Raw genomic sequence first — 13,031 nt, 5'->3', positions numbered from 1 at the left:
ACAACTATACACTAGCCCATTGTTGGTGTATTGCGTTATGGATAAACTGAAGTTTTCCCAATACACTTGGCGTAATGATAAATGGATATGGATCTTTTAGGCCCATACTTCGATTGAGGGAATTCATGGCAAAGGTTAGTGGCAGCCATTTTCCAATGATCTCTTCAAAGTCCATTTCCAGGTAAGGATCTTTGTCTATCCTTGTACTCATTCCCCTTTTATCGGCATGTATAAGCGGATCTATTGTTACTCCAAAAGCATATGCCGTTTCCAACGTTCCTACCATATGCAGGTAATGCGCCCATGTTTCCGCCCAGTCTTCCCATGGATGGGCCGCTGCATAGGCACTGATATAGTGCTCCTCCCAGTCTTTAGGTGTTCCCTGTTCATAATGCCTTTGAAGTGACTCGCCATAATCCGCTCTTTCATCACCAAATATCTTACGAAAAAGAGAAAGCCTTTCAGGGTGGTCGAGAAAAAAGACCTCCCAATAGTAATGGCCAATCTCGTGGCGGAAATGCCCAAGCAAAGTACGATAGATTTCATCCATCTGCTTGCGCATCATTTCTCGTTCTATGTCATCGGCCTCTGCTATATTCAAGGTCACCAGGCCATTCGCATGGCCTGTGAGTACACGTGGCTGGCCTTCCGTATCAGCAAGAAAATCAAATAAGATGCCATGAACAGCATCACTTGTTTTCCTGTTTACGGGTAGGTTGAAACGCAGAAGTGCGTAAATAAGCCTATGTTTTGCAATCTCTATCTTGCTCCATTTGCGCAAATTATCGTCAACGGCAAGGTCGGGTATGGTCCTGTTTAGATTGCAAGCGACACAATAGTCGCTTTTTGCGCCTTCTGCTACGAGCCAATTGCACACCTGATATTGATGATTGGCACAATAACGATAGCCCGAATTTGGAACGTCATCGTGCTTCACCAATGAATAGCTGCCATCGGCCTCCGTCTTGATGGCAAAAAGTGACATGCTATTTACTTCAAAACCCAATTGATACTTACACCTGTCGCAGCTTGTATTTTCAAAATAGACAGGGTTTTCACATTGCGTGCATTTAAATAGCTTCATCTTGATTATATCATCTAGTATTGTTTTTATTTGGCTTGAAGAGCCAAAGCAAAGAGTCGCATTTGTTTTACCATAGCCAATAGACCATTGGCTCGTGTGGGCGATAAGTGGTCTTTCAATCCTATCTTATCTATGAAATACAGATCGGCAGTGGCAATGTCTTCTGCCAACTGGCCAGATAGTACCTTTACCATTAGACTTACGAGTCCCTTGGTGATGATGGCATCGCTATCGGCGGTGAAGTATATCCTTCCGTCCTTTTCCTCTGCCAGCAACCACACCCTAGATTGGCAGCCTTTTATAAGTAAGTCATCCGATTTTTTGCTTTCTTCTATCAAAGGCAGTTCCTTGCCCAGTTGGATAATGTATTCGTATTTTTCCATCCAGTCTTCAAAGAAAGCAAAATCGGCTATCAGTTCATCCTGTATTTCGTTTATCGTCATTTTTAAAGGTACAAATTATTATAATAACATGCGGGCCGCACGCTTCACTCCAGCCACCAAACCATCTATGTCTTCCTGTGTGTTGTACATAGCAATGGAAGCCCTCACTGTGCCCGGTATACCGAATCGATCCATCAATGGTTGCGTACAATGGTGTCCCGTCCGCACGGCAATCCCCAATTTATCCAATATTACCCCTACGTCATATGGATGCGTACCCTCTATCAAAAACGAAATCACACTTGACCTTTCCCTGGCCTTGCCAATAAAGCGAATGCCTTCTATTTCGGCAAGAGCCTCAAGGGCATAGTGCAATAATTCGGCTTCGTACTCAGCGATATGGTCCAATCCAATCTGATTGATATAATCTATAGAGGCTCCTAAGCAAATGCCAGCCTCGATATTGGGAGTACCTGCCTCAAATTTGAAGGGCAGGTCGTTGTAGGTCGTTTTTTCAAAGGTCACGTCCTTTATCATATCGCCTCCACCTTGATAGGGCGGCATGGCATTGAGCCACTTCTCTTTCCCATATAGCACCCCCACCCCTGTTGGTCCGTACATCTTGTGTCCGGAAAAAGCAAGGAAATCCACATCAAGTGCCTGCACGTCAATAGCCATATGTTGTACGGCTTGTGCCGCATCCAACAGTACAGGACTACCGTTTTCATGTGCCATTTGAATAATCTGCTGTACGGGATTGATCGTTCCCAACGTATTGGATACGTAGGTCATGGAGACCAATTTTACCCGATCATTGAGCAAACGCGCATAGGCATCCATATCCAGTACGCCGTCATCATCAATGGGGACCACTTTCAACTTGGCTCCCCGCTCTTCGCACATCATCTGCCAGGGCACAATGTTGCTATGGTGCTCCATGGCCGAAATGATTACCTCATCCCCTTCCTTCACAAACGCCTTGCCAAAACAGGTAGATACCAGGTTGATGCTATGCGTAGTTCCTGCCGTTAAGATAATTTCATGTCCGTGCTCGGCATGGATAAAATCTTTCAGCTTATTTCTGGTTACCTCATAGGCATCCGTGGCCAACTGGCTGAGATGGTGCACCCCCCTATGGATATTACTGTTTTGGAGCGTATAGTATTGCTGTATGGCATCGATGACAAATCGGGGCTTTTGAGTCGTTGCCCCATTATCGAGATAAATCAACGGCTTGCCATTGACAGTTGTTCTTAACAAAGGAAAATCGGCTCTCACGGCCGCTATATCATATGGTGTCAAAACTTTCACTTTCTTTTGCTTTGTATATAACAAAGATAAATTATAATAACCAAATAAGTGAAGAAATAAAAAAATCCACCGCTTGGGATGGATTCTTTTACATTTTCATAACTTTAAATTTGTTGAATATGCTTATGCTATATTCAATCCTCTTTCAATGAGCCGATCTACGTAATCCCGTACTGCCGAATTGTCAAATTTCTCGGTGACATCGTAGGCAAAGGCATGTACCAGCAATGTCCTGGCTTGTTGCTCGCCAATGGCCCTAGCTCGCAGGTAGAACAGTGCATCGTCGTCAAACTGGCCAATAGTACATCCGTGGCTGCATTTTACATCATCTGCAAATATTTCCAACTGTGGCTTACTATAGACTACCGCTTTGTCACCTATCAGCATATTGTTGTTCTGCTGGAATGCATTGGTCTTTTGTGCATCCAATTGTACAAATATCTTACCGTTGAAGACAGCAGTAGCCTCATCCTGCATGATGTTTTTGTACCATTCGTAACTTTCACAATGCGGCATGCTATGATCCACGATAGTGTGGTTGTCCACAAACTGCTTCCTTGCGCCTAGTACGATGCCGTACAAATGGCTTTCCACGGCACTGTCATCCAGTCGGACATTGATATTGTTGCGCACAAAGCTGGCCCCCGGAAAGGAACAGTTATAGTTGTTATACAGGCTGTGCTTCTTTTGATGCACTTCTATATGATTGAGGAAATTGCTTTGCTCGCCAGCTACTTGGATATAATAATGGTACAGCTGCGCATTTTCCTCCACTACTATTTCCGACACATTATTGCTCAACGACTTAGCCGATCCATCTGAAGTGATGAATGACTCTACCAATTGAGCCTTCGTGTTTTTGCTCAATACCATCAGGTTACGGGACTGACTGAACAAGGTTTCCGATGAAGCCATAATGTGTACCAGCTGAATTGCCTTACTAAGTACAGTTCCATCAGAAAGTGAAATAAAAACCCCACCTTTATTGGATGCCGTATTCAATGCCACCAATGGATTGTCGGTCTTATCAGCATATTGAGCGAAATGCTTTTGAAAAATAGGATTGTTCACTGCCTCTAAGAATGGCAATACTTGCACCCCATGCTCAGCTATAACATCTGACAAGTCCGCCCTGTACTCGCCATTGACGAGCACAATACGATAGGCATCCAAACCAGATATCACTGCGTCCTCTAGACCCACATTACGCTCTGGCAATGTATCTTCCAACATATAGCTTTCATTGAGCAAAGGCTGCAGATTGGTATATTTCCAATCTTCCATCTTTGTGGTAGGAAAGCCCGTGCGCTTAAAGCGTTCGAACGCATCCTTACGTACAGTGTCCAAGCTTGGTACCTGTGCACCAACCATTAGCCCCTCCTCAAAGTTGGCAACTATCTGTTGATATAATGAACTTGAAACTTGTGTTATCATTTAAATAAAAATTCTAAAGGTCGTTTTATATCGTAGCATTTTCGGCTGCGTCGACACTTTGCTTCAACCAATCGTAGCCTTTCTCTTCCAGCTCTAGGGCCAATTCTTTTGTTCCTGAGCGTACGATTTTACCTTTGTACAGTACATGAACATAATCTGGAACAATATAGTCCAGCAGTCTTTGATAGTGCGTAATGACCACAAAGGCATTGTTCTGCGAACGAAGTGTATTCACACCATTGGCCACGATACGCAAGGCATCTATATCCAAACCAGAGTCTGTCTCATCCAAGATAGACAATTTTGGTTCCAACATGGCCAATTGGAATATCTCATTACGCTTTTTTTCTCCTCCAGAAAAACCTTCGTTCAGGGAACGGTTGGCCAATTTGGCGTCAAACTCCACTAGTTTTTGCTTTTCTTTCACACGCTGCAAAAATTCCTTTGCCTCCATTGGGGGTAATCCTTTGTAAGCACGAATTTCGTTAACCGCAGTTTTCAGAAAGTTGATATTGGATACCCCAGGAATCTCTATGGGATATTGGAAAGCCAAGAAGACTCCCTCTCTTGCCCTATCTTCTGGGGCCATTTCCAATAGGTTTACGCCGTCCAATGTCACCTCACCTTCGGTGACTTCATAATCCTCGCGACCGGCCAAAACGGAAGCCAAAGTACTCTTGCCAGAGCCATTAGGCCCCATAATCGCATGTACCTCTCCTGCTTTTACGTCCAGGCTCAATCCCTTTAAAATTTCTTTGCCATCTATCGAGGCGTGCAAATTTTTGATACTTAACATATTTCGCTATCACGGATGCGCATGCATCCTCTACTAATAATTTACTTTATTGATACTAACCTTTTAGCCTACACTACCTTCCAGACTGATGGAAAGCAATTTTTGAGCTTCCACGGCAAACTCCATCGGTAGCTGGTTCAACACTTCTTTGGCGTAACCGTTTACGATAAGCCCAACTGCCTTTTCAGGGTCTATGCCTCGCTGATTGAGATAGAAAATCTGGTCTTCCCCAATCTTTGATGTCGTAGCTTCATGCTCTAGCATGGCCGACTTATTTTTCGCTTCGATATAGGGAAACGTATGTGCTCCACAGCGATCGCCTATTAGCAATGAATCACATTGCGTGAAGTTCCGTGCCTTATCGGCACCTTTGCCTATCTGCACCATGCCACGATAACTGTTTTGGCTCACCCCTGCCGAAATTCCCTTAGATATAATCTTGCTCCGTGTATTCTTACCGATGTGGAACATTTTGGTGCCCGTGTCGGCAATTTGGTGATTGCGCGTCAGGGCAACGGAATAAAACTCGCCTACCGAATTGTCCCCTTTCAGGATAACAGATGGGTACTTCCAGGTGATGGAAGAACCTGTCTCTACCTGTGTCCAGGAAATTTTACTGTTGTTTCCCTTGCAAATGCCCCTTTTTGTAACGAAATTATAAATACCACCTTTGCCGTCCTTATCACCAGGATACCAGTTCTGTACGGTACTGTACTTGATTTCGGCATTTTCCATGGCTATCAGTTCTACCACCGCCGCGTGCAGCTGGTTCTCATCGCGCATAGGAGCGGTACAGCCCTCCAAATAGCTCACATATGCACCTTCATCTGCTACGATGAGCGTACGCTCAAACTGCCCGGTATTCTGCGCGTTTATCCTGAAATAAGTGGATAGCTCCATGGGGCAGTGAACGCCCTTCGGTATATATACGAAAGAGCCATCCGAAAAAACGGCAGCATTCAACGCGGCATAGATATTGTCCGTTTGCGGCACCACCGTTCCCAAATATTGTTTTACCAGTTCGGGATGTTCTTTTACTGCTTCGCCGAAAGAACAAAAAATAACCCCCTGTTCCTTCAACTTTTCACGGAAAGTGGTCTTTACGGACACGCTGTCAAATACAGCATCCACCGCTACCACTCCTGCCAGCACTTTTTGCTCGTTTAGTGGGATACCTAGCTTAGCAAAGGTCTCCAATAGCTCGGGATCTACATCTTCCAAGCTGTCCACCTGTGGCTTCGCCTTGGGGGCAGCATAATAGGAAATACTTTGAAAATCCACATCCGGATGCTTAAAGTTTTGCCATTGAGGCAGCTGCATTTTTTGAAAATGCCTGAAAGCCTTCAGTCTCCATTCCAACAACCATTCTGGTTCACCTTTCTTGGCAGAAATAAACCGCACGGTTTCTTCGGACAACCCCACTTTGGCAATGTCCATCTCTATATCCGTAGTGAACCCATATTTGTATTCCTCTACAGCTAGTTCTTTTAATATTTCGTCGTTATTGGCACTCATTCCTCGTCCTTGTTTTAGGCGGGGCTTTTTCACCCCATTACTGCCTACCAGCACCATGCCTTTGCGCATAACATGCTAGGCCCTTTAAATTATCTGCAAATGTACGATTTGGGCATGAGATTAACGATTATTTTAGGCACGTCTTTCTTTAATATGACACAATTTTAATGCAATGGAATGTCCTCTTTCATAAAAAAAAATGATTTTGGTTATTTTTACGATATGAGACGTGAGATTAAAAATTCCCGAAAGCTGATAGCCTTACCGATCTCATATAATACCGTAGCGTTGCAGTTCCGTTTCCATCTCGCCTTGTAGCTTCAAAGCCTCCTCCCTAGCCTTTTCCGCAAAATCCCTGCCTTTACTAGCATAAATGATAGAACGTGTGGCGTTAACTAGCAAGCCGCAGTCGTCGTTCATGCCATAGCGGCATACTTCGGCCAGATCGCCACCTTGGGCACCTACCCCAGGCACCAGCAGAAAATGTGCCGGTGCATGCTTTCTTATGGTCTCAAAGGCTTCGCCCCGTGTAGCACCTACCACGTACATCAAATTATCCGTACTGCCCCACTCATTCACCTTTTCTATGACCTGCTCAAACAGGTGCGTGCCGACAGAATCTTCGAACAGTTGGAAATCGAAACTACCGGAATTGGAAGTGAGGGCGAGCACGATACCCCATCTCCCAGCAAAGGTTAGAAATGGCTTTACAGAATCCTCGCCCATATAAGGCGCTATCGTAATGGCGTCGAAGCCTAGACCTGCTTGCTTCTCATCAAAGAAGGCCCTGGCGTAGCGCTCCGCAGTATTGCCTATGTCTCCCCGCTTGGCATCGGCAATGCTCAGGCAATCCTTGGGCAGTATCTCCCACGTTTTCCGCAGGGTTTCCCATCCCTTTGCACCATAGCATTCATAGAATGCGATATTGGGCTTATAGGCAACGCACAAGTCGGCCGTGGCTTCCACAATCGCTTTATTGAAACTGAAGATAGGATCTTCCTCATCCAGCAAAAAATCGGGTATTTTTTCCAAGTCCGTATCTAAGCCTACACATAGGAATGATCTTTTGCGTTTTATTTGAGCTATTAGTTCGTCGCGCCTCATGGGATATCTATGATAAAAAAATAACGGTGTCCAAACGGCTGCAAAAATACAATTTCTTTTGACAATTGTTTTTGCCTTTGCACAGATCTGGCGGTGCATTATAGACCCTTGACATTACAGGTTTGTCTTGAGCTCGTAAAGGGACTAAATAGCCGAAAGCTTAAGTTTCCGTAAATTTTTCCCTGAGCTGATGGCTAACTGCTGATTGCCGAAAGTAAATAACGTCATTCATCTAAGCTGAAAAATTTCACAATTCCTTTGATAATTCAAATTAAATGCCTACAATTGCACCGTTATCTCAAAACTCGCTTCGCATCTAGAAGTTGTTGCATACGCTAATAGTTCTGATAATATGTTTTGTAAGGCACTGCTGAGGACGCAGATAATTACGACAATTTATAGTGTAGCGAGTTTCTGTATTTAAAAATCAAATTTAAATCCTATACATATTTTTCAAAATAAGGTTTTATTGATGATATACCAGTCCTGGGGAGATTTATTTACAGTCAGTACAAAATGGTAAAATAGTTTATCCGTGATTGGCACGTCTTATGACCTGCAAAAAAGAACAAGAATTTCTAAATGAATACAAACGAATTGAACGCAAAGCTCGTGTCCGAGCTACGTGAGATTGCCAAGTTGATTGGCATCAAGGATGTCGAAAAAATGCGGAAGCAAGAGCTCATTAACCACATCATGTCTACCGATGCAGAAACACAAGAGAAAGAAGAAGAGCCAGTTACAGTAGCAGCTGAAGAGTCTTCGGAATCGCGCCCTAGAAAAAGAGTGAGAACGGTCAAAGAAGCCGAACCCGTCGGCATGCATCGCAAGCAGGACGAAGGAAGATCTCCTTTAGATACTGCAACTGCCTATGCCGATCGGAAAAGTAGTACAGCAGATTATCGTAGTCCAGCTAGCGAAAGAAAGGCAGCGAGCAGTCAGCCTACAGGCAACGAAAGCGTAGCTGCTACTGCTTCTCAAACCCCGGCCAGCAATCTCGACTTTGACAATGTGATCGTTAATGAGGGTGTACTGGAAATCATGCCTGATGGCTATGGTTTTTTACGCTCTTCGGACTACAATTACCTGACTTCGCCAGACGATATATATGTTTCCCAATCGCAAATCAAACTTTTCGGACTAAAAACTGGAGATACCGTGCGGGGAAGCATACGCCCACCGAAAGAAGGCGAAAAATATTTCCCCCTTGTACGTGTGGAAGCCATTAATGGCCATGTGCCTGCCGAAGTGAGAGACCGGGTGCCATTTGACTTTTTGACACCGCTCTTCCCCACCGAGAGACTGAAGCTGTTTACCGGCCCCAACCACTATTCTACACGCATTATGGACCTCTTTACTCCTATCGGTAAGGGCCAGCGCGGACTTATCGTAGCGCAGCCCAAGACGGGAAAGACCATGTTGTTGAAGGATGTGGCAAATGCCATAGCCAAGAATCACCCCGAAGTATATTTGATCATATTACTGATAGATGAACGTCCGGAGGAAGTAACCGACATGGCCAGGAGCGTAAGGGCTGAAGTGGTATCGTCCACCTTTGACGAGCCTGCGGAACGGCACGTGAAAATAGCCAATATTGTACTGGAAAAAGCAAAACGCATGGTAGAGTGCGGCCACGACGTGGTCATCCTGCTAGACTCTATTACCCGATTGGCACGTGCATATAATACGGTAGCTCCTGCTTCCGGAAAAATCCTTTCCGGTGGTGTGGATGCCAATGCTTTGCATAAGCCGAAACGTTTCTTTGGTGCGGCACGTAATATAGAACATGGTGGTTCCCTTACCATTTTAGCTACTGCCTTGACAGATACAGGATCTAAAATGGACGAGGTAATCTTCGAAGAATTTAAAGGTACGGGCAATATGGAACTTCAACTGGATCGTAAGTTGGCCAATAAGCGCGTATTCCCTGCTATAGACCTTACGGCATCCAGCACGCGTAGAGACGACCTGTTGAACGATAAGGAAACCTTGCAACGGATATGGATATTGCGCAACCACCTTGCCGACATGAACTCCAACGAATCCATGGAGTTCCTGCTCAAACAGATGCAGGGAACACGTTCCAATGAGGAATTTCTCATTAGCATGAACGGCTAGAATCGTATAAGCTTCCGTGTATTCAGGAAGTTACTTTAAGACGGTTGGTGAATTAATATCGCCAACCGTCTTTTTATTTTTGGTGTTTTCTCTGTTTTTTTTAACTAATAGTAAAAGTCCACTAGCATCAAAATTTTGCATACCTTTGGCCAGATTTCATCAAGTTTACGATATCCAATACATGAAAAGACAAATACCCAATGTTATTACATGCCTCAACTTATTCAGTGGATGTATAGGTATCTCTTTAGCTTTCAACGGGCAGCTTATCGATGCGGGATATGCCATCATTGCCGCTGCTATATTCGATTTTTTTGATGGCCTGGCGGCTCGCCTATTGAATGTTTCTTCGCCAATGGGCAAAGAGTTGGATTCTTTGGCAGATATGGTAAGCTTTGGCTTACTACCTTCCGTCATCATATACGTGATGTTGCATGAAAGCCCTGCTTTGATGTTCGGTGACGAATGGCTTAAATACATTGCTTTTCTGATTACCATCTTCTCTGCCCTCCGATTGGCTAAGTTTAACCTAGACACTCGCCAAACTACCATATTTATCGGTCTACCTACACCTGCTTGCGCGCTTTTTATATTGGGTTTGCCCCATATAGCCATGAGCCCTAGCTTACTCGTCAGTGCTTATATTCAAAATCCTGTCATACTCATCATCCTAACTTTAGCCCTTAGCTTTTTACTGGTGGCGGAAATACCGCTTATGTCTTTGAAATTCACCGACTTCGGTCTAAAAAATAATGCTTATAGGTATCTTTTATTACTCTGCTCCTTGGTTTTGATACTGCTATGGCAATTCAGTGCTATTCCGCTCATTGTTATCTTATACATCGTTTTATCGGCAGTTCAGTTCAGTCAATTGAAATAGAAGCTGTAGATTTTAGCTTGTCGAAGAGTCAAGCATACGCACCTCAAGGTCATCGTCCAATAAGCAAAGTAGCTGTGTAATGTTCTTCCTAAATTTTGGATGAACTAGGTCAGGTGCAATTTCTACCAAGGGCATGAGAGTAAACTTTCTTTTATGCAGCAAAGGATGTGGAATCGTTAGAGTATCGGATTGCATCATCAAATCATCGTAAAACAAAATATCGATATCAATCAATCTGGATTCCCACTTTTTTTTTCTCGTTCTCCCCAGCTTGTCCTCAATATGCATCGTAGTTTCCAATAATTGTTCTGGGCCAAGTAAAGTAGTCAGCTCCAGTACCTGATTTAAATAAGAAGGTTGCTCCTCCCCTTGTGTGCCCCATGCTTGCGTTTCATACAGGTAGCTCTTTTTTATTATGGTTCCAACTTCATTGTCTATAGCTGTTCTTGCTTTTTCCAGTGTAGCACACCTATCTCCCAAGTTGGCCCCCAGTAGTAAAAAAACTTGATGCATGGTAAAATCCTTTTAATACAGACAAAGCAACGGCTATTTTCCCCATTATCAAAAAAAATGAACAATTATGGATTCATCTTGTATCATTAGTACATCTATTATTAAATACCCAAAAACATACTACCATGAAAGAAACGACAAAAACAACGACGTTTAAATCCGTCAATCCATCCAATGGTCAATTAAACAAAGAATTTGAGGAACTGACCAGTGCTGCACTCGACCGGAAATTGGAAGCAGCGGCCAATGCTTATTCAACATGGAAGGATGAATCCTTTGAAGCACGTGCAGGCGTGCTGAGCAAGCTTGCTTCCATTATGTTGGAACGCAAGGAGGAACTGGCACGATTGGAGGCCGAAGAAATGGGAAAGCCGCTTGCACAAGGGATTGAAGAGGTGACACTGTCTGCAGGTATTTTCGACTATTATGCCCAACATGGTCAAAGCCTCCTGGCAGATGACAGCATAGAAACGGAAACGGGCGAAGCTTTCATCAGTTATGAGCCGATAGGTACTATATTAAGTATCCAGCCTTGGAATTTCCCTTATTATCAAATAGCGCGCTCCGCCGCCCCCAATGTCCTAGCTGGCAATACGGTTGTACTCAAGCATGCTGAGATAGTCCCCCAAATAGCCCAATTGATGGAAGATCTCTTTAAGGAAGCTGGAGCTCCAGATGGGGTTTATACCAATCTCTTCCTCCACGTGGATCATATAGAGGACGTCATTGCCGACGAACGCATCCAGGCCATCACCTTGACCGGTTCCGAACGTGCTGGATCTAGCGTGGCTGCTTTGGCGGGAAAACATATCAAAAAAACGGTCATCGAACTTGGCGGCAGCGATCCTTTCATCGTATTGGAAGATGCCAACGTAGACGATGCCGTAGAGCGGGCCGTGCTCGGCAGGATAGCCAATGCGGGACAAGTGTGTACCTCACCCAAACGCATCATCGTGGTGGAAGCGATAGCCGATATCTTTATCGAAAAGGCAAAAGAAACATTCAGAAACATCAAGGTAGGCAATCCATTGGAATCGGGAACGGATATGGGCCCAATGAGTTCGAAAAAAGCCCTAGAGACCGTTATTGAACAAGTGCAAAAGGCAGCCGAACAAGGTGCCAATATTGTCATCGGAGGCCATAAAATAGAAGGTTCGGGAGAATTTATGGAACCTACCTTCATCACGGATATTACACCCGATATGGATGCCTATCACGAGGAGATCTTTGGTCCCGTTTTCATGCTTTATGTAGTAAAAAATGAAGATGAGGCCATAAAACTGGCCAATGATACCAAGTACGGTCTAGGAGCCACTGTTTTCAGCAGCGATAAGGCACACGCCGTTAAAGTGGCCAGGAAAATAGAATCGGGCATTGTCTACATCAATCATGAAACCAGCAATGCGCCGCAACTACCCTTTGGTGGCGTGAAAAAATCTGGCTATGGAAGAGAACAGGGCAAGTTGGGCATCTACGAGTTCGTCAATGCAAAACTCATTCGCGTGACAGAACCATCCAACCCATACTAGTTTAATTTTAATTGTTGTTGCAATCATCACGGAAAGCAACCCAAAATCGCTTTCCGTGATGATTTAATTTATTTTTTGGCTCCACATATTTTTTCCTTCGGAAAGTATCGCTGAGGAAACGCATGCCAAAAAATATGAAACTAGTAGACAGCTATTTAAAAGATAGGCTACAAAAGTCACTTGACAATTCCAAACAGACAAGTATCTTTGCGCCATAATTCAGTAATAGGGAGCTTAGCTCAGCTGGTTCAGAGCATCTGCCTTACAAGCAGAGGGTCACTGGTTCGAATCCAGTAGCTCCCACGAGGCATCCCATCGGGCGCCTTTTCCATTTATCATTTTATTCTATGTTCTACGTGTACAT

Annotated in this window: 11 protein-coding genes and 1 tRNA gene; 4 read left to right on the top strand and 8 right to left on the bottom strand. The window is 44.2% G+C overall.

The window, feature by feature from the left end; all coding sequences use genetic code 11:
- Positions 1 to 4: 4 nt before the first annotated feature.
- From A37S_RS0117245 to pyrF, 7 genes are all read right to left on the bottom strand, one after another.
- Positions 5 to 1,084, bottom strand: coding sequence for a zinc-binding metallopeptidase family protein (locus A37S_RS0117245; protein ID WP_028298074.1), 1,080 nt, complete (start codon positions 1,082 to 1,084; stop codon positions 5 to 7).
- A 26-nt stretch (positions 1,085 to 1,110) separates the two neighbouring features.
- Positions 1,111 to 1,527: a SufE family protein gene (locus A37S_RS0117240; RefSeq protein ID WP_028298073.1), complete on the bottom strand. Its 417-nt coding sequence runs from the start codon at positions 1,525 to 1,527 to the stop codon at positions 1,111 to 1,113.
- An 18-nt stretch (positions 1,528 to 1,545) separates the two neighbouring features.
- Positions 1,546 to 2,778 carry an aminotransferase class V-fold PLP-dependent enzyme gene (locus A37S_RS0117235; protein WP_036602981.1) on the bottom strand — a complete coding sequence of 411 codons (1,233 nt, stop codon included), beginning with the start codon at positions 2,776 to 2,778 and terminating at the stop codon, positions 1,546 to 1,548.
- 123 nt (positions 2,779 to 2,901) lie between these two features.
- The gene (gene sufD / locus A37S_RS0117230) at positions 2,902 to 4,212 is read right to left on the bottom strand and encodes a Fe-S cluster assembly protein SufD (RefSeq protein ID WP_028298071.1); all 1,311 of its coding nucleotides are present in this window, start codon (positions 4,210 to 4,212) and stop codon (positions 2,902 to 2,904) included.
- A 25-nt stretch (positions 4,213 to 4,237) separates the two neighbouring features.
- Positions 4,238 to 5,008 carry a Fe-S cluster assembly ATPase SufC gene (gene sufC / locus A37S_RS0117225; RefSeq protein ID WP_028298070.1) on the bottom strand — a complete coding sequence of 257 codons (771 nt, stop codon included), beginning with the start codon at positions 5,006 to 5,008 and terminating at the stop codon, positions 4,238 to 4,240.
- A 63-nt stretch (positions 5,009 to 5,071) separates the two neighbouring features.
- A complete protein-coding gene (gene sufB, locus A37S_RS0117220) occupies positions 5,072 to 6,523 on the bottom strand; it encodes a Fe-S cluster assembly protein SufB (protein WP_028298069.1) in 1,452 nt (483 codons plus the stop codon).
- 270 nt (positions 6,524 to 6,793) lie between these two features.
- The gene (pyrF, locus tag A37S_RS0117215; protein WP_028298068.1) at positions 6,794 to 7,627 is read right to left on the bottom strand and encodes an orotidine-5'-phosphate decarboxylase; all 834 of its coding nucleotides are present in this window, start codon (positions 7,625 to 7,627) and stop codon (positions 6,794 to 6,796) included.
- A 582-nt stretch (positions 7,628 to 8,209) separates the two neighbouring features.
- On the opposite strand from pyrF, the gene rho reads away from it, so the two are divergent.
- Both rho and pssA read left to right on the top strand, forming a co-directional pair.
- Positions 8,210 to 9,745 (top strand): transcription termination factor Rho, encoded by a 1,536-nt coding sequence (gene rho, locus A37S_RS0117210; protein WP_028298067.1) that lies wholly within the window; start codon positions 8,210 to 8,212, stop codon positions 9,743 to 9,745.
- Between the two features lie 181 nt (positions 9,746 to 9,926).
- On the top strand, positions 9,927 to 10,625 hold the full coding sequence (gene pssA / locus A37S_RS0117205) for a CDP-diacylglycerol--serine O-phosphatidyltransferase (protein ID WP_028298066.1): 699 nt from the start codon (positions 9,927 to 9,929) through the stop codon (positions 10,623 to 10,625).
- A gap of 12 nt (positions 10,626 to 10,637) precedes the next feature.
- Here the strand turns inward: pssA and folK are convergent, their stop codons facing one another.
- The gene (gene folK, locus A37S_RS0117200) at positions 10,638 to 11,138 is read right to left on the bottom strand and encodes a 2-amino-4-hydroxy-6-hydroxymethyldihydropteridine diphosphokinase (RefSeq protein ID WP_028298065.1); all 501 of its coding nucleotides are present in this window, start codon (positions 11,136 to 11,138) and stop codon (positions 10,638 to 10,640) included.
- Between the two features lie 125 nt (positions 11,139 to 11,263).
- On the opposite strand from folK, the gene A37S_RS0117195 reads away from it, so the two are divergent.
- Positions 11,264 to 12,667, top strand: a complete 1,404-nt coding sequence (locus A37S_RS0117195; RefSeq protein ID WP_028298064.1) for an NAD-dependent succinate-semialdehyde dehydrogenase — start codon at positions 11,264 to 11,266, stop codon at positions 12,665 to 12,667.
- Positions 12,668 to 12,895: 228 nt separating this feature from the next.
- Positions 12,896 to 12,970, top strand: a tRNA-Val gene (locus A37S_RS0117190).
- Positions 12,971 to 13,031 lie beyond the last annotated feature (61 nt).

It is taken from the genome of Olivibacter sitiensis DSM 17696, from assembly GCF_000427965.1.
In the GTDB taxonomy this organism is placed as follows: Bacteria; Bacteroidota; Bacteroidia; order Sphingobacteriales; family Sphingobacteriaceae; genus Olivibacter; species Olivibacter sitiensis.
Note: the sequence above shows the minus strand (reverse complement) of the source record. Positions and strands in the feature narration are given on the sequence as shown.

Coding starts and splice junctions, on each gene's coding strand:
- pssA (WP_028298066.1), top strand. CDS start 9,927: ATGAAAAGACAAATACCCAATGTTATTACATGCCTCAACTTATTCAGT.
- folK (WP_028298065.1), bottom strand. CDS start 11,138: ATGCATCAAGTTTTTTTACTACTGGGGGCCAACTTGGGAGATAGGTGT.
- pyrF (WP_028298068.1), bottom strand. CDS start 7,627: ATGAGGCGCGACGAACTAATAGCTCAAATAAAACGCAAAAGATCATTC.
- A37S_RS0117240 (WP_028298073.1), bottom strand. CDS start 1,527: ATGACGATAAACGAAATACAGGATGAACTGATAGCCGATTTTGCTTTC.
- A37S_RS0117195 (WP_028298064.1), top strand. CDS start 11,264: ATGAAAGAAACGACAAAAACAACGACGTTTAAATCCGTCAATCCATCC.
- A37S_RS0117245 (WP_028298074.1), bottom strand. CDS start 1,084: ATGAAGCTATTTAAATGCACGCAATGTGAAAACCCTGTCTATTTTGAA.
- sufC (WP_028298070.1), bottom strand. CDS start 5,008: ATGTTAAGTATCAAAAATTTGCACGCCTCGATAGATGGCAAAGAAATT.
- sufB (WP_028298069.1), bottom strand. CDS start 6,523: ATGAGTGCCAATAACGACGAAATATTAAAAGAACTAGCTGTAGAGGAA.
- sufD (WP_028298071.1), bottom strand. CDS start 4,212: ATGATAACACAAGTTTCAAGTTCATTATATCAACAGATAGTTGCCAAC.
- rho (WP_028298067.1), top strand. CDS start 8,210: ATGAATACAAACGAATTGAACGCAAAGCTCGTGTCCGAGCTACGTGAG.